25 protein-coding genes and 3 pseudogenes are annotated in these 25,845 nt (G+C 70.9%); 14 read left to right on the top strand and 14 right to left on the bottom strand.

Annotated features, from left to right (window positions below; translation table 11 throughout):
- Positions 1-271: 271 nt before the first annotated feature.
- The gene (locus tag ACWDAG_RS14155) at positions 272-1,246 is read right to left on the bottom strand and encodes an alpha/beta hydrolase (protein ID WP_450695863.1); all 975 of its coding nucleotides are present in this window, start codon (positions 1,244-1,246) and stop codon (positions 272-274) included.
- A gap of 218 nt (positions 1,247-1,464) precedes the next feature.
- Here ACWDAG_RS14155 and ACWDAG_RS14150 point away from each other — a divergent pair.
- Positions 1,465-1,692, top strand: a pseudogene (locus tag ACWDAG_RS14150) (TerC family protein); the annotation flags it as partial.
- Positions 1,693-1,758: 66 nt separating this feature from the next.
- Positions 1,759-2,640 (top strand): LLM class F420-dependent oxidoreductase, encoded by an 882-nt coding sequence (locus ACWDAG_RS14145; RefSeq protein WP_450695862.1) that lies wholly within the window; start codon positions 1,759-1,761, stop codon positions 2,638-2,640.
- Here the strand turns inward: ACWDAG_RS14145 and ACWDAG_RS14140 are convergent.
- Positions 2,616-2,834: a hypothetical protein gene (locus ACWDAG_RS14140; protein ID WP_450695861.1), complete on the bottom strand. Its 219-nt coding sequence runs from the start codon at positions 2,832-2,834 to the stop codon at positions 2,616-2,618. The two genes, ACWDAG_RS14145 and ACWDAG_RS14140, sit on opposite strands and share 25 nt — an antisense overlap.
- 114 nt (positions 2,835-2,948) lie before the next feature.
- On the opposite strand from ACWDAG_RS14140, the gene ACWDAG_RS14135 reads away from it, so the two are divergent.
- Positions 2,949-3,851, top strand: coding sequence for a LysR family transcriptional regulator (locus tag ACWDAG_RS14135; protein ID WP_450695860.1), 903 nt, complete (start codon positions 2,949-2,951; stop codon positions 3,849-3,851).
- A gap of 103 nt (positions 3,852-3,954) precedes the next feature.
- Here the strand turns inward: ACWDAG_RS14135 and ACWDAG_RS14130 are convergent, their stop codons facing one another.
- Positions 3,955-4,518, bottom strand: coding sequence for an NAD(P)H-dependent oxidoreductase (locus tag ACWDAG_RS14130; RefSeq protein ID WP_450695859.1), 564 nt, complete (start codon positions 4,516-4,518; stop codon positions 3,955-3,957).
- A gap of 101 nt (positions 4,519-4,619) precedes the next feature.
- Between ACWDAG_RS14130 and ACWDAG_RS14125 the strand changes: the two genes are divergently transcribed.
- The 4 genes from ACWDAG_RS14125 to ACWDAG_RS14110 are packed head-to-tail and all read left to right on the top strand — an operon-like array spanning position 4,620 to position 9,063.
- Positions 4,620-5,300 (top strand): TetR/AcrR family transcriptional regulator, encoded by a 681-nt coding sequence (locus ACWDAG_RS14125; protein ID WP_450695858.1) that lies wholly within the window; start codon positions 4,620-4,622, stop codon positions 5,298-5,300.
- A gap of 51 nt (positions 5,301-5,351) precedes the next feature.
- Positions 5,352-6,401 carry a LacI family DNA-binding transcriptional regulator gene (locus ACWDAG_RS14120; protein WP_450695857.1) on the top strand — a complete coding sequence of 350 codons (1,050 nt, stop codon included), beginning with the start codon at positions 5,352-5,354 and terminating at the stop codon, positions 6,399-6,401.
- Positions 6,402-6,417: 16 nt separating this feature from the next.
- Complete coding sequence (locus ACWDAG_RS14115) at positions 6,418-7,596, top strand: 4-hydroxybenzoate 3-monooxygenase (protein ID WP_450695856.1); 1,179 nt, start codon at positions 6,418-6,420, stop codon at positions 7,594-7,596.
- A gap of 30 nt (positions 7,597-7,626) precedes the next feature.
- Positions 7,627-9,063, top strand: a complete 1,437-nt coding sequence (locus tag ACWDAG_RS14110) for an aldehyde dehydrogenase family protein (protein ID WP_450695855.1) — start codon at positions 7,627-7,629, stop codon at positions 9,061-9,063.
- 9 nt (positions 9,064-9,072) lie between these two features.
- On the opposite strand, the gene trxA is transcribed toward ACWDAG_RS14110, so the two are convergent.
- Complete coding sequence (gene trxA, locus ACWDAG_RS14105) at positions 9,073-9,459, bottom strand: thioredoxin (protein WP_450695854.1); 387 nt, start codon at positions 9,457-9,459, stop codon at positions 9,073-9,075.
- A gap of 121 nt (positions 9,460-9,580) precedes the next feature.
- On the opposite strand from trxA, the gene ACWDAG_RS14100 reads away from it, so the two are divergent.
- Positions 9,581-11,014: a dihydrolipoyl dehydrogenase family protein gene (locus tag ACWDAG_RS14100; protein ID WP_450695853.1), complete on the top strand. Its 1,434-nt coding sequence runs from the start codon at positions 9,581-9,583 to the stop codon at positions 11,012-11,014.
- A gap of 164 nt (positions 11,015-11,178) precedes the next feature.
- Entirely contained in the window at positions 11,179-11,862 is a 684-nt protein-coding gene (locus ACWDAG_RS14095; RefSeq protein WP_450695852.1) for a DUF6082 family protein, read from the top strand.
- A 5-nt stretch (positions 11,863-11,867) separates the two neighbouring features.
- On the opposite strand, the gene ACWDAG_RS14090 is transcribed toward ACWDAG_RS14095, so the two are convergent.
- Positions 11,868-12,095 (bottom strand): hypothetical protein, encoded by a 228-nt coding sequence (locus ACWDAG_RS14090; RefSeq protein ID WP_450695851.1) that lies wholly within the window; start codon positions 12,093-12,095, stop codon positions 11,868-11,870.
- 50 nt (positions 12,096-12,145) lie between these two features.
- Positions 12,146-12,790, bottom strand: coding sequence for a peptide deformylase (locus tag ACWDAG_RS14085; RefSeq protein WP_450695850.1), 645 nt, complete (start codon positions 12,788-12,790; stop codon positions 12,146-12,148).
- A gap of 145 nt (positions 12,791-12,935) precedes the next feature.
- Here ACWDAG_RS14085 and ACWDAG_RS14080 point away from each other — a divergent pair, with 145 nt between their 5' ends.
- Positions 12,936-14,378, top strand: a complete 1,443-nt coding sequence (locus ACWDAG_RS14080; protein ID WP_450695849.1) for a PepSY-associated TM helix domain-containing protein — start codon at positions 12,936-12,938, stop codon at positions 14,376-14,378.
- 88 nt (positions 14,379-14,466) lie between these two features.
- Here ACWDAG_RS14080 and ACWDAG_RS14075 read toward each other — a convergent pair whose 3' ends face one another.
- The 3 genes from ACWDAG_RS14075 to ACWDAG_RS14065 all read right to left on the bottom strand — a co-directional run bounded on the left by ACWDAG_RS14075 (position 14,467) and on the right by ACWDAG_RS14065 (position 15,847).
- Positions 14,467-14,814 (bottom strand): tetratricopeptide repeat protein, encoded by a 348-nt coding sequence (locus ACWDAG_RS14075; RefSeq protein WP_123969347.1) that lies wholly within the window; start codon positions 14,812-14,814, stop codon positions 14,467-14,469.
- A gap of 80 nt (positions 14,815-14,894) precedes the next feature.
- The gene (locus ACWDAG_RS14070) at positions 14,895-15,359 is read right to left on the bottom strand and encodes a MarR family winged helix-turn-helix transcriptional regulator (RefSeq protein WP_450695848.1); all 465 of its coding nucleotides are present in this window, start codon (positions 15,357-15,359) and stop codon (positions 14,895-14,897) included.
- 2 nt (positions 15,360-15,361) lie between these two features.
- Complete coding sequence (locus ACWDAG_RS14065) at positions 15,362-15,847, bottom strand: MarR family winged helix-turn-helix transcriptional regulator (protein ID WP_450695847.1); 486 nt, start codon at positions 15,845-15,847, stop codon at positions 15,362-15,364.
- Between the two features lie 112 nt (positions 15,848-15,959).
- Here ACWDAG_RS14065 and ACWDAG_RS14060 point away from each other — a divergent pair, with 112 nt between their 5' ends.
- Positions 15,960-16,925 carry a pirin family protein gene (locus ACWDAG_RS14060; protein WP_450695846.1) on the top strand — a complete coding sequence of 322 codons (966 nt, stop codon included), beginning with the start codon at positions 15,960-15,962 and terminating at the stop codon, positions 16,923-16,925.
- A gap of 331 nt (positions 16,926-17,256) precedes the next feature.
- Here ACWDAG_RS14060 and ACWDAG_RS14055 read toward each other — a convergent pair whose 3' ends face one another.
- The 4 genes from ACWDAG_RS14055 to mdlC form a co-directional block, all read right to left on the bottom strand.
- A complete protein-coding gene (locus tag ACWDAG_RS14055; protein WP_450695845.1) occupies positions 17,257-18,111 on the bottom strand; it encodes a hypothetical protein in 855 nt (284 codons plus the stop codon).
- A 55-nt stretch (positions 18,112-18,166) separates the two neighbouring features.
- Positions 18,167-19,450 (bottom strand): MFS transporter, encoded by a 1,284-nt coding sequence (locus ACWDAG_RS14050; protein ID WP_450695844.1) that lies wholly within the window; start codon positions 19,448-19,450, stop codon positions 18,167-18,169.
- A gap of 55 nt (positions 19,451-19,505) precedes the next feature.
- Entirely contained in the window at positions 19,506-20,960 is a 1,455-nt protein-coding gene (locus ACWDAG_RS14045) for a benzaldehyde dehydrogenase (RefSeq protein ID WP_450695843.1), read from the bottom strand.
- Between the two features lie 67 nt (positions 20,961-21,027).
- Entirely contained in the window at positions 21,028-22,608 is a 1,581-nt protein-coding gene (gene mdlC / locus ACWDAG_RS14040; RefSeq protein ID WP_450695842.1) for a benzoylformate decarboxylase, read from the bottom strand.
- 105 nt (positions 22,609-22,713) lie between these two features.
- Here mdlC and ACWDAG_RS14035 point away from each other — a divergent pair, with 105 nt between their 5' ends.
- The gene (locus ACWDAG_RS14035; RefSeq protein ID WP_450695841.1) at positions 22,714-23,646 is read left to right on the top strand and encodes a LysR substrate-binding domain-containing protein; all 933 of its coding nucleotides are present in this window, start codon (positions 22,714-22,716) and stop codon (positions 23,644-23,646) included.
- 76 nt (positions 23,647-23,722) lie between these two features.
- Positions 23,723-24,159 (top strand): annotated as a pseudogene (locus tag ACWDAG_RS14030) (IS701 family transposase); the annotation flags it as partial.
- Between the two features lie 2 nt (positions 24,160-24,161).
- Here ACWDAG_RS14030 and ACWDAG_RS14025 read toward each other — a convergent pair.
- Positions 24,162-24,380, bottom strand: a pseudogene (locus ACWDAG_RS14025) (CoA-transferase); the annotation flags it as partial.
- 555 nt (positions 24,381-24,935) lie between these two features.
- Here ACWDAG_RS14025 and ACWDAG_RS14020 point away from each other — a divergent pair.
- Entirely contained in the window at positions 24,936-25,838 is a 903-nt protein-coding gene (locus tag ACWDAG_RS14020) for an alpha/beta hydrolase (protein WP_450695840.1), read from the top strand.
- Positions 25,839-25,845 lie beyond the last annotated feature (7 nt).

Below are 25,845 nucleotides of genomic sequence, written 5' to 3'. Positions count from 1 at the left end.
GCGACCCCGCTGCACGGGTCCGCCACGCGAGGTTTCGCCTCCACCACCACACCGGCCGGCACGGTCGTCGTGCCCGTGCCGGCCGGGGCCGGCAGCTCGGCGTGGTCCGCGAGGCCTGCCCGTCACCGGCCGACGGGCCGGCAAGCACGTCCTGCACAGCGTGACCCCCGTTGGGCCTGCGACCGCCCGGAAGTCGGGCGGCAGCGGCGGTCGAGGAACCCTCCGGACCGCGCCGCCCCCGCGGTTACTGCGCCAGCAGCCGCCCCCGCCGTTACTGCGCCAGCAGCCGCCGCAGCCAGTCCAGATGAGCCGCCCGGGCCGCCTGGGACAGTGTCGCCTGCGGGGCGAAGCCGTCGAAGCCGTGGAAGCCGCCCGGCCACACATGCAGCTCGGCCACCCCGCCGGCCTGCCAGATCCGGGAGGCGTAGGCCACGGTCTCGTCGCGGAAGGTCTCCGCGGAGCCGACATCCAGGAAGGCCGGAGGCAGACCGGACAGATCCTCGGCGCGGGCGGGCGCGGCGTACGGCGGCACCTTCGGGCCGCCGCGCTCCTCGCCCAGCAGCGCCGTCCATCCGGTCTCGTTGGCCGTGCGGTCCCAGACGCCGAGGCCCGCCATCTGGTACGTCGAGGGGGCGTCGTTGCGGTCGTCCAGCATCGGGCACATCAGGACCTGGCCGAACGGCCGCGGGCCCTTGCGGTCCCGGGTCAGCAGGGCCAGCGCCGCACTCAGCCCGCCGCCGGCGCTGGCACCCGCGACCACGATCCGCTCCGGGTCGGCGCCGAGCTCCTCGGCGTGCTCCGCCGTCCACAGCAGACCGGCGTACACGTCCTCGATCTGCGCCGGATACGGATGCTCCGGTGCCAGCCGGTACTCCACCGACACCACGACCGCGTCCAGCTGCTGCGCCCACGCCAGGGGTACGTCCACACCGACCCGGTTGTTACCGAGGATCAGGCCGCCGCCGTGGACGTGGTAAACGACGGGCCGCGGACCGGCGGTCGGCGGGGCGGCGGGGCGGCAGATCAGCAGGGAGATGTCGGGCGCGTTCTCGGGGCCGGGCACGGTGCGGTCCTCGACCTCGAAGAACCCGCCCGCCGTCAGGTCGAGCTGGGCGAGCATCTCGATGCCCGGACCCTGGCGCACCAGGTCGATCTCGTCGAGGGTGAGACCGGGCTGCACCACCTCCCTGATCAGCTCGAGTGCTGCGGCAAGTTCGGGGTCGAACGGGGGCGGGACCAGGGGCATGACTCTCTCCTCAGGCACGGCGCGGCGGCTCTGGCCCACATGATTCACGCGCCGGCCGCCGTGCGGACCGCCGCCGTCCGGCGGAACCTCCCCGCCGAACGGCGGGTGGCCGCCCGATAGCTGCTCATGACCTTCTGTCTGTTCACCTATGACGAGTGGCACGAGTCCGGGGCGCCGACAACGCTGTCACATCCCCCAACCCGCACCAGGAGCACCACCACCTCAGCTACGGCCTGTCGATCATCCTCGGCTTCATCGGCGTCAAGCTGGTGCTGCACGTGCAGCACGCGCTGCACGTGTCCCGCGTCCACGTCCCGGAGACCAGCATCCCCCTCTCGCTCGGCTTCATCGTCCTCGTTCTGACGGTCACGACGCTCACCAGCCTGCGGGCCTCGAAGAAGCAGGAGTTGCAGGCGGCGCCCCGAAGGGGTGCGGGACCCTCTTGACTTCGAGAGCACTCGAAGTCCTAGCGTCACGGGGGACGGCAACGGCCCGGGCGGACGGAGACGGTCATGCGGGTGGGCGTACACATCAACCGGTTCAACCACAGCGGCGGAGGAGCCGCCCTCGGCGCCGAACTCGCCGCGACGGGCGCCGCGGCCGAGTCGGCCGGGATCAGCAGGCTGTCGGTGATGGACCACTACTTCCAGATGGAGTTCAACGGCGGCGCCGAGGACCCCATGCTGGAGGCCTACACGACCCTCGGCTATCTCGCCGGCCACACCTCCACGGTTCAGCTGGGTGCGCTGGTGACCGGCGTGACCTACCGGCACCCCGGACTGCTCGCCAAGATCGCCACCACGCTGGACGTCCTGTCCGGCGGCCGCGCCACCCTCGGCATCGGAGCGGCCTGGTACGACCGCGAGCACGAGGGCCTCGGTGTCCCGTTCCCGCCGCTCGCCGAGCGCTTCGAACGGCTGGAGGAGACCCTCCGGATCTGTCTGCAGATGTGGGACCCGGAGGCGAACGGCCCCTTCGAGGGCAAGCACTACAGGCTGGCCGAGACCCTGTGCGTGCCGGCGCCGGTCAGCAGCCCTCACCCCGAGATCATGATCGGCGGCGGGGGCGAGCAGAAGACCCTGCGCCTGGTCGCCCGGTACGGCGACGCCTGCAACCTGTTCGCGACCTCGCCGGAGGAGGTCCGCCACAAGCTCGACGTGCTGCGCGGGCACTGCGACGCCGAGGGGCGCGACTACGACCGGATCAGCAAGACGGTCGCCTACATGGGCGAGTCGGCCACATCGGGCGACCTCGACGCCTTCACGCGGGACATCTCCGGCTACACCAAGCTCGGCCTGGACACCGTGATCCTCGTGCCGCGTCTCGGGGAGCCCGCAGCATGGATCGAGAGCTTCGCGGCCCCGGCCGTTCAGCGGCTGGCCGGGCTGGACTGAGGCTCCGCAGGAGCACTGCGCGAGACGACGCGCATCCCGCCGTCGTCGACCACCCGGACCTGCAGCGAGCCGCAGCCGCAACGCGTCCACACCGTGCGGCCCGCCGCGGTGCCGTGCCTCGACACCACCTGGAAGGGCTCGGCGCCGTCCGGCCAACCGCAGTGCGGGCAGTGGGCACCGGTCGTGCTGATCATGGCAACTCCTCGTACGTCCTGACTGGTGGACCGTCGCGACACAGCCAGAGTGCAGCGCAGCATCCGTACACGTCCAGGTTGACTTTGTGGACCCGACCTTGAAGCCTGGACTTCATGATTGACCTGCGCCGACTGCACGTCCTGCGGGCGGTGGCCCACTACGGCACGGTCACCGCGGCCGCCCGCGCCCTGCACTTCACCACGTCCGCGGCCTCCCAGCAGATCCGCCAGCTCGCCCGCGACCTCGGCGTCGACCTCCTCGAACCGCAGGGCCGCGGGGTGCGGCTCACCCCCGCCGCCGAAAGCCTGCTCGCGCACGCGGACGCGATCCAGGCCCGCTGGGAACAGGCCGAGCTCGACCTGCGCGCCGAACACGCCCCCGCCGGGGCGCTGCGTGTGAGCGGGTTCCCGGTGGCCGTCTCGGTGCTGTTGGCCCCGATGGCGGTTCGGCTGCACGAGCGCCATCCGCGGCTGTCCGTGCGCATCCAGGAGGCCGGCATCCCCGACAGCTTCGACCTGCTCTTCGAGGGGGAGACCGACCTGGCCGTCGTCGAGGCCACCCCGCGCAACCCGCCCCTGAGCGACGCCCGCTTCGACCAGCGGCCGCTCTTGGATGACCCGTTCGACCTCGTCGTCCCCGAGGACCACCCGCTGGCCGGGCGCGAGTGCGTCGACCTGTCCGACGCGGCGCACGAGGACTGGATCGCCCCGGTGGCGGACAGCCCCTGCCGCCCCCACGTGCTCTCCGCCTGCGGGGAGGCCGGGTTCAGCCCGGACATCGTCCACCACGCGCTGGACTGGAACGTCACGGCCCACCTGGTCGCCGGCCGCCTCGGCGTCGCACTGATCCCGAGGCTGGCCCAGTTGACCCCGCACCTGCCGATCACCCGGGTGCGCTGTACCGGCAACCCGCACCGCAAGCTGCTCACCTGCACCCGCCGGGGCGCCCGGGAACGACCCGCGGTCGCGGCCGCACTGCAGGAACTGGGCGAACTGGCGCCTACGGCGGTGGCCTGACACCCAGGCCTGACACCCGGACCGGGCACCCGGACCGGACACACACCGGGGCCGGAGCTGATCCGCTCCGGCCCCTCGGGTTCTGCTGTCGGGTTGTGCCTGCTCAGGCGGCAGCGGCCTCGTCCGCGTGGCCGTGGATGCGGGCGATGACCTCGGTCAGCTGCGCGGCGACCTCGGCGTCGTCGGCCGGGTGGGTCTCGGCGAAGCGGACCACGGAGCCGGGGATGGAGAGCTTGACGTCCTCCAGCACCTTGCCGCCGGCGATACCCACGGCCTTGCGGGTCTCGTCCTGCGCCCACACGCCGCCGAACTGGCCGAAGGCGGTGCCGACCACGGCGACCGGCTTGCCGCCGAAGGCGCCGGCGCCGTAGGGGCGGGACAGCCAGTCGATGGCGTTCTTCAGGACGGCCGGGATGGTGCCGTTGTACTCGGGGGAGAAGAACAGGAACGCGTCGGCGGCCTGCGCGGCCTCGCGCAGCTTCGCGGCGGCGGCCGGGACGCTGCCCTCGACGTCGATGTCCTCGTTGTAGAAGGGGATCTCGGCCAGGCCCTCGAACAGCTCGACGTCCGCGCCCTCGGGGGCGAGCTTGACGGCCGCCTCGGCGAGCTGGCGGTTGTGCGAACCGGCGCGAAGGCTGCCGACGAGCGCAAGGATGCGAACAGACATGGGGTACTCCAGGGGGTGCTGAAACATTGCCGTTACGATCCGGACCGAGGTCCGTTTATTGTTGTAGCACCTAACCGGACCGCGGTCCAGTTTTGTTCCCGATGCTTTACGCTGTCTTCATGTCCGCCACACTGCCGCCCTTCCCGAGGCCTCAAGAGCCCACCGGCGAGCCCGAGTTGCTGCAGCTCGGCTCCGCCGAGGACGAGCCGTGCCTGCGCGCCGACGCCGCCCGCAACCGGGCCCGGCTGCTGGAGGCGGCCACCCGGCTGATCGCGGAGCACGGAGCGGCCGGGGTCACGATGGAGGCCGTCGCCGCGGCGGCCAAGGTGGGCAAGGGGACCGTCTTCCGGCGCTTCGGCGACCGCACCGGACTGCTGACGGCGCTGCTGGACCATTCCGCGAAACAGCTGCAGGCCGACTTCCTGGGCGGGCCGCCGCCGCTGGGTCCCGGCGCTCCGGCGATCGAGCGGCTGCGCGCGTTCGGGGTGGCGGTGCTGTATCGCACGGTCGAGCAGCTGGATCTGCAACTGGCCGCACAGCCCGAACCCACCCGCCGCTTCGCCCACCCCTCGGTCCGGGCGCTGCACACCCACGTCACGATCCTGCTGCGGCAGATCGTGCCGGACGCCGACTGCGACCTTCTCGCCCAGACCCTGATGGGCTATCTCGACCCCGCGCTGATACACCATCTGACCAGGCAGTGCGGCATGCCGCTGGAGCGCCTGGAGAAGGGATGGACCGACCTGGTCGACCGCGTCACCCGCAGCGGCCCGCCCTGCTGAACCCCGCTCGGCGACGCCCCGCCTGTGGCCTCGGCCACAGGTTCTGCAAAGATGCCGTACGTCATGGTGCAGATACCGAAAACGCCCGCGTCCTCGTCGCCCGCACCGCGCTCCGTGCCCACGAGCGCCGATGTGGCCCGCCTGGCCGGCGTCTCGCGCGCGACCGTCTCCTACGTCCTCAACAACGCCAGCGCCGTACGGATCAGCGAGCCCACCCGCCGCCGCGTCCACGAGGCCGCCAAGGAACTCGGGTATGTGCCGCACGCGGCCGCCCGCAGCCTGCGCGCCGGACACAGCCGCATGGTCCTGATGCCCGCGCCGAGCTTCCCCGTCGGCCCCCTGTACAGCCAGTTCATCAGCGAGCTGCAGTGGGCGCTGGGCCGCCTCGACTACACGGTCGTGCAGTACGGCTCCGTCGGAGTGCACGGCGACGAGGCCGCCCGCGCCTGGGCCGAGCTGCGCCCGGTCGCCGTCCTGGTGCCCGGCCCCGGCACCTTCGGCCCGCAGGGCGTGACGCTGCTCAAGCGCTCCGGCGCCCGGGCCGTCGTCACCCTCGGCGCCCACGCCGTCGAGGGCGCCCACGCCCTGCTGATGGACCACGAGGCCGTCGGCCACTGCGCCGGCAGCCATCTCTTCGACCGCGGCCGGCGCCGCGTCGGCGTCGTCGTACCCGAGGAAGAGGGCCTGGAGTCCTTCTCCCTGCCCCGCCTCGAAGGGGTACGCCGCGCCCTGCACGGCACCGACGCCACCGTCACCGAGCTGCCCCTCGGCTACGAGGAGGAATCCGCCGCGCGCCTCGCCGCCCGCTGGCGCGACCTCGACCTCGACGCCGTGTTCGCGTACAACGACGAGTACGCGATGCTGCTGATGCGCGCTCTGCAGGACGGGGGAGTGCGCGTCCCGGAGGAGACGGCCGTGATCGGCGCCGACGACCTCATGCTGGGCCGGCTGCTCAGGCCCCGGCTGAGCACGGTCCACATCGAGCTGCCGTCCGGCCGCGACCTCGCCGAACTGGTCGACCGCGCGGTCCGCAACCCAAGCGCCGCGCCCGAGACGCACAAGGTGCTGGGAGCCACGGTGGTCCACCGCGACTCCAGCTGAACCCCGGGAGGCGGGCATGCGCACGACGGTCGGCATCATCGGCGGCGGTCCCGCCGGGCTGCTCCTGGCCCGGCTGCTGCACCGCACGGGCATCGACTGTGTCGTCCTTGAGGCCAGGACCCGCGAGTACGTCGAGCACCGTCAGCGCGCCGGAATGCTGGAACAGGGCACCGTCGACGCCCTGCGCGAGGCCGGTGCCGCCGAGCGCCTGAACGCCGAGGGCCTGGTCCACCAGGGCATCGAGCTGCGCTTCGACCGCGAACGCCACCACATCGACTTCCCTGCCCTCACCGGCGGCCGCACCGTCACCATCTACGCCCAGACAGAGATCGTGAAGGACCTCGTCGCCCTCCAACTGGCCGACGGACCACCCCTGTTGTTCGAGGCGGAGGCCCTCGCGATCGAGAAGCCGGAGAGCGCCTCGCCCGTCGTACGCTTCCTGCACGAGGGCCGCGAACAGACGCTGACCTGCGACTGGGTGATCGGCTGCGACGGCTTCCACGGCATCTCCCGCGACACCTTCCCCGCCGCGAGCAGCCGCTCGTACGCGCACGACTACCCGTACTCCTGGCTCGGCATCCTCGCCGACGTGGCACCTTCCTGCGACGAACTGATCTACGCGCGCGGCGAGAACGGCTTCGCCCTGCACAGCATGCGCTCCCCGCACCTCTCCCGCCTCTACCTCCAGGTCCCGAACGACACCGACCCCGACGACTGGCCCGACGACCGCATCTGGGACGAACTCGCCGCCCGCTTCGCCATCGACACCGACTGGACCCTGCACCGCGGCCCCATCACCGCCAAGTCCGTGACCTCGATGCGCAGCTACGTCCACGAACCGATGCGCCACGGCCGGCTGCTGCTGGCCGGCGACGCCGCCCACATCGTGCCGCCGACCGGAGCCAAGGGCCTCAACCTCGCCGTCTCCGACGTCCGTGTCCTCGCCCGCGCCTTCGCCGAGCTGCACCGCACCGGATCCGAGCAACTCCTGGACACCTACTCGGAGATCTGCCTCGCACGGGTGTGGCAGGCGACGCGCTTCTCCTACGACATGACTAGGATGTTGCATGCTCAACCAGATGGGGATGTGTTCGAGAACCGCCTGCAGTTGACACGTCTGCGCCGGATCGCCGCATCCCGCCACGCGGCCGCCGAACTGGCCGCCAACTACACGGGACTTCCGCTCATGACCTGAGTCCCGCCGGTGACGAAACGGAGAGCCGTCATGCCGTTGCTCGACCCGAAGACCTGGCAGTCCCGACCCCTGTCGGGACCGGAGTACGCCGTGACGGAGCCCGCCACCGGGGACACCCTCGCGACCGTCACCCTCGCCTCGGCCGCGGACGTCGGCCCGGCCGCCGAGGCCGCCCGCGCCGCCCAGGCCGAGTGGGCCCGCGTGCCGCACTTCGTCCGCGCCGGCGTCTTGCGCAAGGCAGGCGACCTGTTCGCCGCGCACACCGACGAGCTGCGCGAATGGATCGTCCGCGAGTCCGGCTCCATTCCCGGCAAGGCCGAGTTCGAGCTGCACGTCGCCGCCCAGGAGTGCTACGAGGCCGCCGCCCTCGCCTCCCGCCCGGCCGGACAGATCCTGCCCAGCGAGGCACCCCGGCTGTCGTACACGCGTCGGGTCCCGGTGGGTGTGGTGGGCGTGATCTCCCCGTTCAACGCCCCGCTGATCCTCTCGATCCGCTCGGTCGCCCCGGCACTGGCGCTGGGCAACGCGGTCGTGCTGAAGCCGGACCCGCGCACGGCGGTCTGCGGCGGACTCTCCCTCGCCGCGGTCTTCGCCGAGGCCGGCCTGCCCGAGAACCTGCTGCACGTACTGCCTGGCGGCCCGGACGTCGGCCAGACGCTGGTCGCCGACCCGAAGGTCCCCGTCATCTCCTTCACCGGCTCCACGGCAGCGGGCCGCGCGGTCGGCGAGGCCGCGGGACGCCACCTCAAGCGCGTCCATCTGGAACTCGGCGGCAACTCCGCCCTGGTCGTGCTGGAGGACGCCGACCTCGACGCGGTGATCTCCACGGCCGCCTGGGGCTCGTTCTTCCACCAGGGCCAGATCTGCATGACGACCGGTCGCCACCTGGTGCACCAGTCCCTCTACGAGGAGTACGTCGAGCGCCTCGCCGCCAAGGCCGACTCACTCGCCGTCGGCGACCCGCACCGCGAACAGGTCCACCTCGGGCCCATCATCGACGACGCCCAACTGGCCAAGGTGCACGGCCTGGTCGAGGCCAGCACCTCCCGGGGCGCCAAACTGGCCGCGGGCGGCGCCCACGACCGCCTCTTCTACCGGCCGACCGTCCTCGCGGCCGTCGACGACCAGACCCCCGCCTACGCCGAGGAGGTCTTCGGCCCGGTCGCGCCCGTACGGTCGTTCGCCACCGCCGACGAGGCGGCGGCCCTCGCCTCGGCGGGGGAGTACGGCCTCTCCCTGGGTATCGTCACCCGCGACGCGGCCCGCGGTCTCGACCTGGCCGAGCGCATCCCGACCGGCATCGTCCACATCAACGACCAGACGGTCAACGACGAGGCCGTGGCGCCCTTCGGCGGCGTCGCCGCGTCCGGCACCGGCGCCCGCTTCGGCGGCGAGGCCAACCTGGAGGCCTTCACCGACGTGCGCTGGACGACGGTGCGCGGTGACGTGGCGCCGTATCCGTTCTGATCCGGGCGACTACTGGCCGTTCTGCTCGGCCTGTGTCTGCTGCTCCGCGACCGCCTTGCGGACCTCGTCCATGTCCAGCTTGCGGGCCTGGCCGATGACGTCCGTCAAGGCGGACTCGGGCAGCGCGCCCGGCTGCGCGAACACCGCGACCTGGTCGCGGACGATCATCAGCGTCGGGATCGACTGGATACCGAAGGCCGCGGCCAGCTCCGGCTGCGCCTCGGTGTCGATCTTGCCGAACACCAGGTCCGGGTTGTCCTCGGCCGCCTTCTCGTAGACCGGCGCGAACTGACGGCACGGCCCGCACCACGACGCCCAGAAGTCGATCAGGACGAAGTCGTTGTCCGTGACCGTCTGGTCGAAGTTCTCCTTGGTGAGCTCCACGGTGCTGCTCATGACCTGAAATCCCTCTTCCTGCTGTCGGGGCGAAGCCGTCGGCACAACGCGGCCGGCCGGTCACGTATTCCGCGCCCCTACCCGTGTGGCCTCGGCGCACACCACCCACCAGACTGACCCCATGACGGAAACGGAAACCATCGCGTACGACGTCGTGGTGCTCGGGGCCGGGCCCGTGGGGGAGAATGTCGCCGACCGCACGCGCGCGGCCGGCCTGTCCACCGCGGTCGTGGAGAGCGAGCTGGTCGGCGGCGAGTGTTCGTACTGGGCCTGCATCCCCAGCAAGGCCCTGCTGCGCCCGGTCATCGCCCGCGCGGACGCCCGCCGCGTGCCCGGCCTGCGCCAGTCGGTGCAGGGCCCCCTCGACGCCGCCGCGGTCCTCGCGCACCGCAACTACTACACCTCCGACTGGCACGACGACGGCGCGGCCGGATGGCTGGAAGGCATCGGCGCGGACCTCCACCGCGGCCACGGCCGCCTGACCGGCCCGCGCACGGTGACCGTCACCGGCTCCGACGGCGGGCAGAAGGTGCTCACCGCCCGGCACGCCGTCGCCGTCTGCACCGGCACCGACGCCGTACTGCCCGACCTGCCGGGCCTGGCCGACGTCAAACCGTGGACAAGCAGGAACGCCACCAGCGCGCAGGAGGTGCCCGGCCGTCTGGTCGTGGTCGGCGGGGGAGTGGTCGCCACCGAGATGGCCACCGCCTGGCAGGCCCTCGGCTCCCAGGTCACCGTCCTGGTCCGCGGCAAGGGCCTGCTCAACCGGATGGAGCCGTTCGCCGGCGAACTGGTGGCCGAGGCGCTCACCGAGGCCGGTGCGGACGTCCGCACCGGCACGTCCGTCGAGTCGGTAACCCGCGAGAACGGCACGCTGGTCGTGGTGACCGACCAGGGCGACCGCATCGAGGCCGACGAGATCCTCTTCGCCACCGGCCGCCGCCCGAAGACCGGCGACATCGGCCTGGACACGGTCGGCCTGGAGCCGGGCGGCTGGCTCCCGGTCGACGACAGCCTCCGCGTGACCGGCAGCGACTGGCTGTACGCGGTCGGCGACGTCAACCACCGCGCACTCCTCACCCACCAGGGCAAGTACCAGGCCCGCATCGCCGGTGCCGCCATCGCCGCCCGCGCCTCCGGCGTCCCGCTCCCGGAGTCGGACCCCTGGGGCGCCCACGCCGCCACCGCCGACCACCACGCCGTCCCCCAGGTCGTCTTCACCGATCCGGAGGCGGCCGCCGTCGGCCTCTCCCTCGCCGAGGCGGAACAGGCCGGCCACCGGGTACGGGCCGTGGACGTCGACATGACCTCCGCATCCGGTGCCGGCCTGTACGCCGACGGCTACCGCGGCCGGGCCCGCATGGTCGTGGACCTGAACGAGGAGATCCTGCGCGGAGTCACCTTCGTCGGCCCCGGCGTCGGCGAACTCATCCACTCGGCGACCATCGCGGTCGCAGGCCAGGTCCCGATCAGCAGGCTCTGGCACGCGGTCCCGTCGTTCCCGACGATCAGCGAGGTGTGGCTGCGGCTGCTGGAGGCGTACCGGGACAACTGACGTACGACAGCTGCCGGATGGACTCCTGGGATGTGTTGCCGGCATGTGCCCCTTTGCGCCGTGGGTGCGCCAGTTCGCAGTGACGCCACCAGGGCATTTCAGAGCAGGGACAGGAACAGCAGGCCGATCGGCCGCTGTTGCCGTCACAGGGGGGAGCTGGGGCGATGTCTGGGCTCAGGGTGCTCAAGGAACTGGCCGCCGCGACCGCATTGGTCGTGGCGGCCTGCGTCGCCTCGATTCTGGTCACCGTGTTCCTGGTGCGCGTACCGGGGCTGCAGTCTCCGCAGAGCGGCAACGCGGGCCAGGCGTTCGGGGCGGCCGCCGGTGTGACGTCGATGATCGTGCTCGTCTTCATGGTCCGGACGTTCCATCAGCAACGCCAAGAGACGCAGATGCAGCGGGAGTTGCTCGACGCCCAGCTCAACGAGGTGATGTCGCAGAGCGAGTACGCGCGTATAAACAACGAGTGCGCTCAGCGAATGGCCGAGGCAGCTGTGCGGGAGCAGCATTACGCCCTGTTGAGTGCGGCCATCGAGGATCCCCTGCTTGCCGACGTGTGGCCGGGCTGGGGGACCGATGTCTCTGAGGAGAAGAGGAAGCAGTTCCTCTACGCCAACCTGATCATTTCATTCCAGTACATGGTGTACATGGTCAACTACACATCGGCCGACGAGGTGGAGGCGAGCATGTTCCGGCTGTTCCAGAGTGAGGTGATCAGCGAGTTCTGGGAGCAGTCGCGCCCGATACGCATGGGAGGCACGGCGCCTGGTGGAGCCATGTGGAAGTTCTACGAGACGGCCGAACTGGCCTACCAACAGCACAAGGCGGGCGGGCCAGCAGCCGAGTGAAGCCCTCAAGCTGAAGGAGGCTGCCATCCCGCTGCGAGGGCGACGCCGCGGGGTACCACCACAAGGCGTTCACCCGGCCCTACGCCGGTGCCCGCGGGGAGTTGGTCGTGCAACTCGCCAGGTGCTTCGGAGCCGATGAGGGCCAGGTCGCCGTTCGGCAGCTCGAACACGGCCGGACAAGTGCCTTCGCTGATGCACGACGCGGCGGTTGCCAGCAACTTGATCTGAGTCACGGCGGCCACAGTAGCAGCGCCCGCACCTGCAGAAACGTTCTTCACGGCGGTCACGGGAGATCGAAACCCAGAGCCTGCGCCGCTTCCTCCGGCGTCGCCTGCGTCCACCGCTCCACCATCGCCTGGTTCGACGACAACGAGCGCAGCTCCGCCCTGTCGAGGTACAGAACGCCGTCGAGATGATCGGTCTCGTGCTGCACGATCCGTGCCGGCCAGCCGCTGAACACCTCGTCCACCGGTCGTCCCAACTCGTCCTCGCCCGTGAGCCGCACCTCTGCGTGCCGTGCCACCACCGCCTGCCACCCCGGCACGCTCAGACAACCCTCGAAGAAGGCGGCCCGAGCTGCACCGACGGGCTCGTACGTCGGGTTGACCAGTACCCGGAACGGCTGCGGAAGCCGGCTGCGCGCCAGCCGTACCTCGTCCGGCACCGGCGCCGGATCCTCGATCACCGCGATCCGCAACGGCACACCCACCTGCGGCGCGGCGAGGCCGACGCCCGGTGCCTCGTGCATGGTCACGCGCAGGGCCTCGATGAAGCGGGCCAGCAGAGCGGGATCGAGCTGACCCTCGAAGCGCTCGGTCCCGCGCCTCAGAACCGGGTCGCCCGCCGCGACGATGGGCAACGGGCCACCGACGGCGAGAAGTTCCTCGACCTGCTCGGCAAGGGGCGCGTGGTCACGGGGAGTTGCCATCGGGCCAGGATGTCACGGACTTCGGACTCAGACACCTCACGCTGTGACGCAGGCCACTTGTGTCTCCGGGAACTCGGCGCCCCCTGCCCCCGACTACTGAACCGCTACGCCACACCTCGTCCCCGTCTTCCGGAGAAGCCCGCCCATGTCCAGCGCTCCCTCGACCTCCCCCACTTCCGGCTCCGCTCCGGCGGGGGGACCCCCACCGGACGAGGCCCCGCAACCGGCGGCCGCACCGGCGCCGTCCCCCAGCCGCCTGGCACCGCTGCGCCCCCTGGTGCTGCGACTGCACTTCTACGCGGGCGTGTTCGTCGCACCGTTCCTGTTCATCGCCGCCGTCACCGGCTTTCTGTATGCCGGCGCGTTCCAGGCCGAGAAGCTCGTGTACGCCCACGAGATGACCGTCGCGAAGGTCGGCGACACCAAGCTGCCGATATCCGAGCAGGTCACCGCGGCCCGCAGGGCGCACCCCGAGGGCACGGTCTCGGCGGTACGGCCCTCCCCGGACGCCGACGCCACCACCCGCGTGATGCTGTCCGGCGTCAAGGGCATCGACGCCGACCACTCCCTCGCCGTCTTCGTCGACCCGTACACCGGCAAGGTGCGCGGCGCCCTCGAACAGTACGGCTCGACGGGGGCGTTGCCGCTGCGGACATGGATCGACGAGTTCCACCGGGACCTGCACCTCGGCGACACCGGCCGGCTCTACAGCGAGTTCGCCGCGAGCTGGCTGTGGGTGATCTCCTGCGGTGGCCTGGTGCTGTGGTTCTCCCGCCGCCGGGCGCTGCGCAAGGTGCGCAGCACCAACGGTCGCCGCCGCACGCTCGGTCTGCACGGCACCGTCGGCGTGTGGGCCGCCGCCGGGTTCATCTTCCTGTCCGCGACCGGGCTGACCTGGTCGACCTATGCCGGGGCGAACGTCGACACGCTGCGCACCTCGCTCGGCCAGGCCACCCCGTCGGTCTCGGCGACGGCGGGCGGCGAGCATGCGGGGCACGGCACCTCCGCCGCCACCGGGTCCGGCGAACACGGCGTCGGTCTCGACAAGGTACTGGCGGCTGCCCGGGCCGAGGGCCTGACCGACCCGGTGGAGATCGTGCCCCCCGCCGACGCGAACTCCGCGTACGCCGTCAAGCAGGTGCAGCGCAGCTGGCCCGAGAAGCAGGACTCGGTCGCGGTCGACCCCGCCAGTGGCAAGGTCACCGACGAACTGCGCTTCGCGGACTACCCGTTGCTGGCCAAACTGACCCGCTGGGGCATCGACCTGCACACCGGCATCCTGTTCGGCCTGGTCAACCAGATCGCCCTGATGCTGCTCGCCCTCTCCCTCGTCCTGCTGATCGTCTGGGGCTACCGCATGTGGTGGCAGCGCGGCCGCGGGTCCGCCTTCGGGCGGCCGATCCCACGCGGCGCCTGGCAGCAGGTGCCCCCGCAGATCCTCGTCCCGGCGGTCGCCGCCATCGCCGTCCTCGGATATTTCGTCCCACTGCTCGGTGTTCCGCTGGCCGCCTTCGTCGCTGTGGACGTCCTCCTCGGCGAGGTCGCCCACCGGAAGGGGCGGTCCACACCTGCACCGGCCCGGCCGTGAAGTAGCGCGCCGGCGCAGGGCGGAGACATGGCCGGGGCCCGGTTCCCTGGTGGAACCGGGCCCCGACCGCGCAGCCGTACGGTGTCGCTCAGACCTGCTCGAAGTCGCCCGCGAGCGCCGAGGCGATCCGCATGTGCGACTCGGCCTCCTCGTGCCGCCCCTGCCGCTGGAGCGTGCGGCCGAGCATCAGCCGGGCGTAGTGCTCCACCGGGTCGCGCTCGACGATGACACGCAACTCGCTCTCGGCGCGCCGCAGTTGGGCCGAGTGGTAGTAGGCCCGCGCCAACAGCAGCCGCGGTCCGGTCTGCTCCGGCACCTCCTCGACCAGCCCGCCCAGCACGCGCGCGGCGGCGGCGTAGTCCTTGGCGTCGAAGAACATCTGCGCGCGCTCCCAGCGCTCCGCCGGTGTTCCGTGGTCGTAGTACGTCATCTCCACTCGTGACCTCCTTCGTGCACTCCAACCGAACGAGGTCGTTGAACATTCCACTACGCATGCGGGACGTCGCGCAGGTGCGCTCAGGCCGTCAGCGCGGCCAGCTCTGCGTTGGCGCGCTCGGCCACCAGGGCCAGCACGCGCCCGGCCGCTGCCAGGTCCTCCGCCGGGACACCGGCATAGATCCGGGCGGAGATCGCCGCGGTCTCACTGCTGACTTCGGCGTGGAAAGCCCGTCCGGCATCCGTGGCGTGGACGCCGGTCGCCTCGGTGGCCACCAGCCCCTTGGCGATCAGCTCTTCTATGACGCCCTGCACTTCGGCCGCGTCGACCTTGAGCGCGCCGGAGATCTGTCCGACGAGCTCCGCGCGCTCGAGAGGCCCTTCGGCGGCGAGGGGTCGCAGGGTGATCTGCTGCTGGAAGGCGGCGCCGTGACGGGCCAGTACATGCTCCAGGACGGCGCGGCCGGCGTAGTGGGCCAGGGCGATGACGCGAGGGTCGGCGGGCGGTGCGCTGTTGTATGTGGTGGTGGGTGCCGTGGTGGTCATGACTACTCCTTCTCGCTCTGAGTGTTCTCGCCGAACGGATCAAGAGGCGCATCGAGCAGGGTCGCCAGCTCCCGGGTGAACTCCCGCGTACGGGGGCTGTCGAGGCCGCCGAGCGGCTGCAGCAACTGCTGCAGAAGCCCCTGTACGACCTTGATGGCACGCCCGGTGACCTCGCGGCCCTGCTCGGTGAGGGCCAGTTGCACCGCGCGCGGGTCCTTGGGGTCCCGGGTGCGCTCGATCAGGCCGGCCGCTTCCAGGGCGCGGGCCAGTTTGGACACGTACAGCGGTTCGAGTCCCGTCATGTCGGCGAGGCGGCGCTGGCTGGGGCGCTCGCCGCCGCGCCGCATGCCGTACAGCGAGGCCACCAGCGAGTACTGCGCGTGGGTGAGCCCGAGCGGGGACACCGCCCGGTCGACGGCCACCCGCCACTTCATCGACAGACGCCACACCAGGAAGCCGGGCGTGGCCTTCTCGGAACCTGTACTCATGGCAGATACCATACATGGATATTATATCCATGGCTACTATTTCGGGAGGGTAGGCGAGAACGCCCGGGTGACGGACTGACGGGACGCCCTCGGCCGGGCTAGGTTGGGCGCCATGAGCAATCTTGATCGCGAGCCGGTTCCCGCCGTGTGCGGCGGCCGTGGATTCGTGGTGGCGGAGCCCGTGCGTGAACTCCTCAGTCCTCGCCGCGTCAAGCTCGGCGAGTCGACCGAAGTGCGCCGCCTGCTGCCCAACCTGGGCCGCCGCATGGTCGGCGCCTGGTGCTTCGTCGATCACTACGGCCCCGACGACATCGCCGACGAGCCCGGTATGCAGGTGCCGCCGCACCCGCACATGGGCCTGCAGACGGTCAGCTGGCTGCACGAGGGCGAGGTGCTGCACCGCGACTCAACCGGCAGCCTGCAGACGATCCGCCCCCGCGAACTGGGACTCATGACCTCCGGCAGGGCCATCAGCCACTCCGAGGAGAGCCCTCGGCCGCACGCCCGTTTCCTGCACGGCGCGCAGCTGTGGGTCGCCCTCCCGGACGGTCACCGCCACACCGACCCCCACTTCGAGCACCACGCCGAACTGCCCCGCGTCACGGCCCCCGGCCTCAAGGCCACGCTGATCCTCGGCACCCTCGACGGCGCGACCTCGCCCGGAACGACGTACACCCCGATCGTCGGCGCCGACCTGACTCTCGCCCGAGGCGCGGACGTACGCCTTCCGCTGGAGCCGGACTTCGAGTACGCCGTACTGTCCATGTCCGGTGAGGCCCACGTCGACGGCGTGCCGGTCCTGCCCGGCTCGATGCTCTACCTCGGCTGCGGCCGCACCGAACTCCCGCTGCGGGCCGAGTCGGACGCAGGCCTGATGCTCCTGGGCGGCGAGCCCTTCGAGGAGGAGCTGATCATGTTCTGGAACTGGATCGGACGGACTCAGGAAGAGATCGTCCAGGCTCGTGAGGACTGGATGCAAGGGTCGAGATTCGGGGTGGTGAAGGGGTATGACGGGGATCCGCTGCCTGCCCCCGAACTACCGCCGACGCCTTTGAAGCCGCGAGGAAGGGCGCGTTGACCTGCGGAAATGGCGGATCTAGTGGCGATGGGTGGGTGACGTGTCGTCGGGGCTCCGCGCCCACCCATCGATCACGCGGGGGAGGGTGGCTGGGTCTGTCGCAGGTCCGATGTGTGGTGACGAGTTATTCCAGGGTCTGATCGTCTGTGGGCAGCTGTGGCAGGACTCTTGCTAACCCGATGCCACCTTTGCCGACACTTCGTCAGCTGGTCTTGGGGGGCCCATGCCGCAGCTTCGTTGCTCGCAGTGGTGTTTCCGAGTTGGGCCATGGCTGGGTGGATGTTGACCCGGCAGTCACTTCGGTCGCACGTTGGCGGGGGAGTTCGGTGCTCTACCTGGCGCCTTGTGGAAGGTCGACAAGTCTCGGGCGCGATAGGTGCCGCCGCTGGGAGTCCCAAGGAGATCGCTGTGCTCGGGCACCCGCAATGGGCGGCACTGGAGCCGTTGTCACCTGAGGGCACGAAGGTGGGTCGGCCGCCTGTTCGACAGGGGTGCCGAGCAGGATGCGGCGCGTCGGCACTTCGAGCTTCTTGCCGGTCAGGGTGGTCGGGACGGCCGGGACCTGGATGATGCGATCCGGTACGTGCCGGGGGCTGTACTCGCGGCGAAGCCGGTCCCGGATCGTCTGCTGGAGGCCGGCATCGAGCGTGACGCCGTCGGTCAGGGCGACGAACAGCGGCATGAAGAACTTCTCGTCCGGCAGGTCGAGGCTGACCACCAGGGCTCCCGCGACCTGGTCGAGGGCTTCGACGACCCGGTAGATCTCCGCGGTGCCGATGCGCACGCCCTGCCGGTTGAGCGTGGCGTCGGCGCGGCCGAGGACGAAGCAGCCGCCGCGCGCGTTGACCTTGAAGAAGTCGCCGTGGCGCCAGACGCCCGGGAAGTCCTCGAAGTACGTACGGCGGTACCGCTCGTCCCCGTCCGGGCCCCAGAACGTGACCGGCATGGACGGCAGCGGCTGAGTGATCACCAGCGCGCCGACCTCGTCCACGACCTGGAGACCGTGCTCGTCGTAGGCGTACGCGGCGACCCCCAGCGAGCGGGCCTGCATCTCACCGGCGTACACGGGCAGGGTGGGCACCCCGCCGACGAGGCCGGTGCAGCAGTCGGTGCCGCCGCTGCCGGTGGCGATCCACAGGTCCGCCTTGACGTTGCCGTAGAACCAGGCCGTGCACTGGGGCGACACCGGTGAGTCGGCGGGGTACGGCCCGTTCGGTGCCGTACCGCCCTTCCGTGATGGGTCAGACGGCGGGTTCGGCGGCCGGCGCGGCCGCGGTTGCCTCCGCCTGTGCCGCGGCGGCCCGGCCGGGCAGGGTGAGCACGGCCAGGAATCCGGCGACCGCCACGGCGGCGAAGAAGTAGAAGCCCCAGGGGTGGCCGATGCCTGCCGCCACGAGGGCACCGGTGATCGTCGGGCCGACGATGGAGCCGATACGGCCGATGCCCGAGGCCGAGCCGAGGGCGGTGCTGCGGACCGAGGCCGGATAGAAGTTCGTCACGTACGCGTAGATCAGCACCTGGGCGGAGAAGACGAACACGCCGGTGAGGAAGACGACGGTGTCGAGGAGCAGGTTGCTGTGCATCCTGATGCTGAGGCAGGCCAGCATGGCCACCGATATCGCGAACCAGCCGAGCGTGGTGGGCTTGATGCCGCGCCGGTCGGCCACGAAGCCGCCCAGCAGCAGGCCGGCGACCCCGCCGACGTTGAGGATGAGCAGTTGGGTGACCGCCGTGGGGATGGGGTAGCCGGCCTCGTTCATGAGCTTGGGCAGCCAGGTGTTGAGGCCGTAGACCAGGAGCGGGCCCATGAAGGATGCGACCCAGATGCCGATGCCGGCGCGGAGGTAGGCCGGCTTGAGGAGTTCGCTGAATGCGACGCGCTGGGAGGCGGGCGCTTCCTTGGCGCGGACGAACGCTTCCGACTCGGGCAGGCGGAACCACTGGATGACCGCGATGACGAGTCCGGCGATGCCGAGGACGTAGAAGAGGACCTGCCAGTTGTCGGTGACCTGCAGGGCCAGCAGGGACGTGATCACGGCACCGGTGTGGTAGCCGGTCATGGTCAGGGTGCTGGCGCGAGCCCGGCGTGCGGCGGGCATGTGCTCGGCCATCATGGTCAGCGACGCCGGCATGCAGGCGCCGAGACCGATACCGGCGACCAGCCTGAGCGCGGCGAACATCCCGACGGAGGTGGCCTGGGGCAACAGGAGGGTGAAGACGGAGAACTCCACCACCGAGCCGATGAGCAGCAGGCGTCGTCCGAAGCGGTCGGCGAGCGGGCCGACCAGGACGGCGCCGATGGCGACGCCTACGAGGGAAAGCGTGGCGACCGTGGTGGCGTCCTCGGCCGTCATGCCCAGGTGATGGGTCTTGAGCAGGGTGGGGATGATGGCGCCGAGGACGACGAGGTCGTACCCCTCGAGCATGACGGTGATCCAGCACAGGACCACGGTCCAGACGTTGCGGTCGGACGTGCCTGTTCTCGAGGCGGCGTCGGTGGTGTTGGGTGAGGTGATGGGTGTCATGGCTGCGTTCCCTTTGTAGCGGCTACGGGGACGGGATGGAGACGGGGGGCGGGGATCAGAACGGGTAGTCGGCGATGTCCGGGCGGACGGTGACCCACTGGGCCTCGGTGAAGGCCTCGACGTTGGCGGCGGCTCCACCGAAGCGGGAGCCGGTGCCGGAGGCCTTGACTCCGCCGAACGGGGCGTTGGGCTCGTCGCTGACGGTCTGCTCGTTGATGTGGACCTTGCCGGAGTCGATCTGGTCGGCGAGCTTCATCGCCGTACCGACGTCGCCGAGGATGCCGACGGACAGGCCGTACTCGCAGTCGTTGACGATCCGCGCGGCTTCCTCGAGCGTGGAGAAGCCGATGACGGGTGCGACGGGGCCGAAGATCTCCTCGCGCCACGCCCGCATGTCGGTGGTGAGGCCGGTCAGGACGGTGGCCGGGTAGCAGGCGCCGTCGATCTCGCCGCCCGCGGCCAGCGTCGCGCCCGCCGCGACGCTGTCGGTGACGATGCCGTGCACCCGCTCCAGCTGCCGCCGGTCGATGATCGGGCCGAGCGCCACGTCCTCGCGGGCGGGGTCCCCGACGGGCAGTGCCCGGGCCTTCGAGGCCAGCGCGGCGCTGTACTCGTCGAGCAGCGACTCGTGCACGATGTGGCGGCCGGTGGTCATGCAGATCTGCCCCTGATGCAGATACGAGCCGAACGCACCGGCGGAGGCCGCCTTCTGCACGTCCGCGCCCGGCAGCACCACCAGCGCGTTGTTGCCGCCGAGTTCGAGGTGGGCGCGCTTGAGCAGCCGGCCCGCCTGCTCACCGATCGCGCGGCCGACCGGAGTGGAGCCGGTGAAGGAGATGACCCGTACCTCGGGTGCTTCGACGACCGCCTGGCCGACCTCGCTGTCGCCCGGCAGCAGGTGCAGCAGTCCGGAGGGCAGCCCGGCCTCCTCGAAGATCCGGGCGATGACCACGCCACCGCTCACCGCCGTCCGCGGATCGGGCTTCAGCAGGACCGCGTTGCCGAGCGCCAGCGCGGGTGCCACCGAACGCAGGCCGAGCGCGAGCGGGAAGTTGAACGGCGCGATCACGCTCACGACGCCGGCGGGGCGGCGCCGGGCCAACGACCAACGGGCCTCCTCGGACGTCAGTACTTCTCCCTGGGGGTGCGTGGGCAGTGCCGCGCACTCGAATGACTCGCCGATCGCCAGCTGCACCTCGAACGCCGCTTTGGCCCGTACCGAGCCCGCCTCGCGTATCAGCCAGTCCTCGATCTCGGCGGCGTGCTCGGTGAACAACTCGCCCGCGCGGCGCAGTACAGCCGCCCGCTGCTGCGGGGGAGTTGCCGCCCAGGACCGCTGCGCCTCGGCGGCCCGGGTGGCGGCGCGGCGCACGTCCTCGGGCGTGGCCAGGCCGGCGGTGCCGAGCAGCGCGCCGGTCGCCGGCTCGGTGACCTGGAGCTCGCGGGTGGCGTCCTGCCAGCCGTCGCTGAGGAATTTCTTGCTCCAGACGTCGTTGTCCAGGAGGGTCATCGTTCTTCCTTCCGTTACCTGAGGGGGATGACTTCTGCGAGGTGTGTTCGTGGGGTGGGCATCGTGGTCAGGACGGTGTCGTGAGCGCTGTGTCGACCTGGACGAGCCGGGGTCCGTCCGGTCGCCGGGACAGCACCGCCCGTAGTTCGTCCACGCTCTCGACGTGCTGGGCGGACACGCCGTAGCCCTCCGCGATGCGGGTGAAGTCCAGGCCCGGGATGTCCATGCCCGGTGCGTCCGGGACTCCCAGCAGGCCGCTGAACCAGCGCAGCGCGCCGTAGGTTCCGTTGCGCAGCAGCACCACGGTCACGGGCAGGCGGTGCTGGGCGGCCGTCCACAGGGCGGTGATGCCGTAGTTGGCCGAGCCGTCCCCGATCACGCCGACGACCGGCCGGTCGGGCTGGGCCATGGCGACCCCGACGGCGCCGGGCAGGCCGAAGCCGAGTCCGCCCGCTGCCGGGAAGTAGTAGGAGCCGGGGCGCCGCAGGTCCATCTGCCGCCACCACGAGGAGTTCGTCGAGGTCGACTCCACCACGTACGCCGTGTCGTCGGGCAGTTCGTCACGGAGGGAGGCGAAGACCTCCTCGGGATGCAGCCGCGTCCCCTGTCCGGTGGCCGGCGCGGGGACGGGCCGGTAGTCGCCCGTCGGCTCCGTCGCCTCGCCGAGCTCCTTGAGCAGCAGGTCGATGACGGCGGCCGGGTCGGCGACCAGAGCCTCGCCCATCGGCGCGCGGGCGGCGGCGGAGGCGTCCTCCGTGACCTGGATCAACCGAGTGTCCTCGGGCAGATACCGGCCGGGCAGGTACTCGTGATAGCGGAAGACCGGTGCCCCGAGCACCAGCACGAGGTCGTGACCCTCGAAAGCCCGGGAGACGGGTTCGATCCCCGCCGGCAGCACCCCGCGGAACTGCGGGTGGCGGTTGGGGAAGGGCAGCCGGAACAGCGACGGCGCCGCCCACACCGGAGCGCCGAGCCGCTCTGCCAGCCGCACCGCGTCGTCGAAGAGACCGGCGGAGTCGATGTCACCGCCCAGCACCAGCGCGGGCCTGCGCGCGGCGGTCATCGCATCGGCCAGCCGACGCCCCTGCTCCGTGCCGGGCACTGCGGCGCGGTGCACCTGCCAGTCCAGTACGGCCGATGCGTTCTCGCCCGCGTCCACCGCCCAGTCGTCATAGGGGACGGAGAGGTAGGTGGGTCGGCGCTGCAACCGCGCCTCGAAGACGGCCTGGGCGAGGGCCCGGGGCACGTCCTGGGCGCAGGCCGGTTCGGCGGCCCAGCCGACGAGCGGCTTCATCAGGGACGGGGCGTCGACGTTGGAGAGGTTGGCCTCCGGTCCGATGGCCGGCCGCACCTGCTGGCCGGCCACGACGACCAGCGGAGTGCGCGAGGCCACGGCGTTGGTGAGCGCGCCCATCGCGTTGCCGGAACCGGACGCGGCATGCAGGTTGACGAGCACCGGACGCCCCGTGGCCTGTGCGTAGCCGTCCGCCATGCCCACCACGGCGCCCTCGTGCAGCCCCAGGACGTACCGGAAGCGCTCCGGCAGGTCGGCGAGGAAGGGCAGCTCGTTGGAGCCGGGATTGCCGAAGACGGTGGTGAGCTCCTGGCGTTGGAGGAACTCATGGCAGACACTGCGCACGGAGGGCACAGACGTTCCTTTCGCAGCGACGTCGAAGTGACGCAGGCCACGCTAGGCACCGCACGACATTCGGACCAATAGATGTTGGCGGGATGCGATATAGACTCGCTCGATATGAGCAGCTTCGATCTCAATCTCGCCCGCGTCTTCGTGCTGCTCTACGAGACCGGCAGCGTCACGGCGACGGCGGAGACGCTGCACGTCACCCAGCCCACGGTGAGCTACAGCCTGGCCAAGTTGCGCCGGCACTTCGACGACGAGCTCTTCCGGCGCACCGGCCGCGGCCTGACCCCGACCGCCGGCGCCCAGCGCCTCTACGAGCCCTTGCAGCGCGCGCTGGCCGGCATGGACGCCGTGATCCGCCAGGACAACGACTTCGACCTGACCGCCATGTCAGGGCGTTTCACCGTCGCCCTCTCCGACCTGGGCCAGGCCACCCTGCTGCCCCGGCTGGTCGCGGCGGCCCGCGAGCGGGCTCCCGGTGTGTCCTTCACCGTCCGCCCGTTGGACGTGGACGCCGTCGAGAGCCAGCTGCGCCGCGGTGAAGTCGACGCCTTCGTCGCCACGCCGGTCCTCACGTCCCACCGCACCGTCCGCATCCCGCTCTTCCACGAGCGTTACGTCGGTGTGGTCGCCTCCGACCATCCCCGCATTCGCGGCGCCTCCGTCACGCTGGCGGACCTCGCGGCCGAGCACCACGCGACGGTGTACGGCCCCCACGGCCACGTCCTGCCCCGCTCGCTCCTTGCCACGCACGGCCTCCTGGAGCGCGTCGCCGTGGACGCGACCCGCTTCACGGTGCTGCCCTACCTGCTGGAACACACCGACCTCATCGCGATCGTCCCCGAGTACGCCGGTGAGGTGTTCACCGCCTCCCACCGCCTCCGCCTCGTGAGTCTCCCGTTCGACACGGAACCGATCGAAGTGGCGCTCTACGCCCGGCACGAGGCATCACGCAGTCCGTCCCAGCGGTGGCTGGTGCAGTTCATGGCTGATGTTCTGGGGGAGCTGGTCAGCCCTGCACAGCTGCCGCCGAGTGCGGGCTGAGCGATCGGCCGCGCTCTCGCATGCGCAAAACGCGCCGGTCGTGCCTTGCCGGGCGGCCTGGTCGGCGGCGGACGGCCCGGTAGGCCGGAAGAACAGCTGGCAGCTCGCCGAGCACGCGGGCCATGCCACCCCGTACGGCTTGCAGCGGCTGCTGTCGTGGTGTCAGTGGGATCCAGACGAGATCCGTGATGACCTGCAGGAATACGTCGCCGATCGGCTCGGCCGGCCTGACGGTGTCCTGATCGTGGACGACACCGGCTTCCTGAAGAAAGGCACGGTCTCAGCCGGAGTGCAGCGCCAATACCCAGCGCCAATACTCGGGACAGCCGGCCGCACAGAGATCCCCCAGAGGGGGTACCCCCAGCCATATCGGCGTGTTCGCCGCCTACGCCTCGGCCAAGGGGGCGGGCTCTGGTGGAGCGGGAGCTGCATCTGCCCAGGTCCTGGATCGATGACCCGGATCGGGGCCGCACGGCGAGAATTCCTGAGGACAGGTCCTTTGCGACGAAGCCCGAACGTTCGGCGAGCGTGCCCTGCGGCACGAGTTCCACTTCCAGTTCGCCGGACAGGCATAGGCGGGCGAACTCCTTGTTCTCGCCCACGTAGGAGCCGGTGAGGCGGGCGATCCGGTCCGCGGCGAGCAGGACACCGAGGCCGCGGCCGTCCGCGCCGCAGTTGTTGGAGACGCCCCGCAGCTCGCCCGCGCCTTGTGCGTGGAGGGCGCGGATGAGGACGTCGCGGACTTTGTTCGCGTGCGGCTTTTGCTTGCGGTGGTGGGCGATGCGCGCTTCGTGAGGCAGGTCGACACCGGTCAGACCCGCGTGCGCAGGGGCCCGAGTTGTAGGTGATCGCGTCGGCGAATGCCTGGGGCAGGTCGAAGGGCTGGCCGGTGGTGTCGGCGTAGGCGCGGTGCAGGTCGAGGACGATGCGTTTCGCGTCGGGCAGGTCGGCGAAGGAGCCGAGGCGGCAGGTGCGCGCCACTTGCAGGGGTGTGAGGCCGTCGCGCAGGTGGTCTCCCTCACCGGTCGCGAGCGGGCTGGAGTTGTCCAGAAGTTTGGGCTGGAGGCCGGGCATTTCCCTTCGCATCCCGCGACCTGGCTGAAGGTGCAACTAGCACAGTTCGCGCGGCCAACAGTGTGCAGCCCGACATTGAGTGTCGCCCGTCGCCGATCGATGATGTGTGAGCCGGTGCTGGTCGGAGGCTCTCGCGGCCACGCCCCGCGATCGGACAAGGCGAACCCCGACAGGAGTCAAAGGTGACTGGTGTGCCAAGGTCTCGGGCGGAAGTAGTGCGATTCACGTCCGGCGACGGCGAGTGCGAAGCGTCGATCTTCCGTCCCGTCGCCTCCGGCGATCAGGCGCTCCTGCCGATCGTCGTGCTCGCGCACGGGCTGGCAGGAGTCAAGAGCCTCCGGCTCGACACCTATGCCGAGAGGTTCGCACAACGCGGCTACCTGGCGATGACGTTCGACTACCGCCACTTCGGTGCGAGCACGGGCGAGCCGCGAGAGTTCGTCGACCTCCGGCTGGAGCTGGAGGACTGGCGCAACGCAGTGGCCTTCGCCCGGACCATTGACGGCGCCGACCCCGAGCGCGTGATCCTCTGGGGCACCTCCTTCGGCGGTGGACACGTGATGGCCACGGCAGCGGACGACCACCGGGTCGTCGCGGTGATCGCGCAGTGCCCCTTCTCCGACGGACTGGCCACCATGAGATCGACGCCTCCGAAGACGGGGCTGCGCCTGATGAGCGCCGCGGTGAGGGACCGGGTGGGTGCGATGCTCGGCCGTCCACCGATGCGCATGGCGATCGTCGGAGCCCCGGGTGAGATGGCGGTGATGACGTCCCCGGATTCCCTCGTGGGCTTCCGTGCCATCTACGAGGCCGCCGGAGTGCCCTTCGAGATCCCCCGGATCCCGGCTCGGGTCATGCTCCAGGTTCCTGGCTACCGCCCCGGTCGTCGCGCGGTCGACGTGACGTCGCCGCTGCTGATCTCGCTGTGCGAACGGGACGTGGTGACCCCCGCCAGGCAGACCGAGGAGCTGGCCCGCCGTGCGCCGCGCGGCGAGATCAAGCGCTACGACGCCAGCCACTTCGACATCTACGTGGGTGACTTGTTCGAGACGGTGGTCGCCGACCAGATCGAGTTCATCGAACGCCACGTGCCCATCGGCACCACCGCACCGCGCTGACGAAGAG

The sequence above is a fragment of the Streptomyces sp. NPDC001157 genome, assembly GCF_053598255.1.
This window is presented reverse-complemented; position numbering and strand designations above follow the sequence as displayed.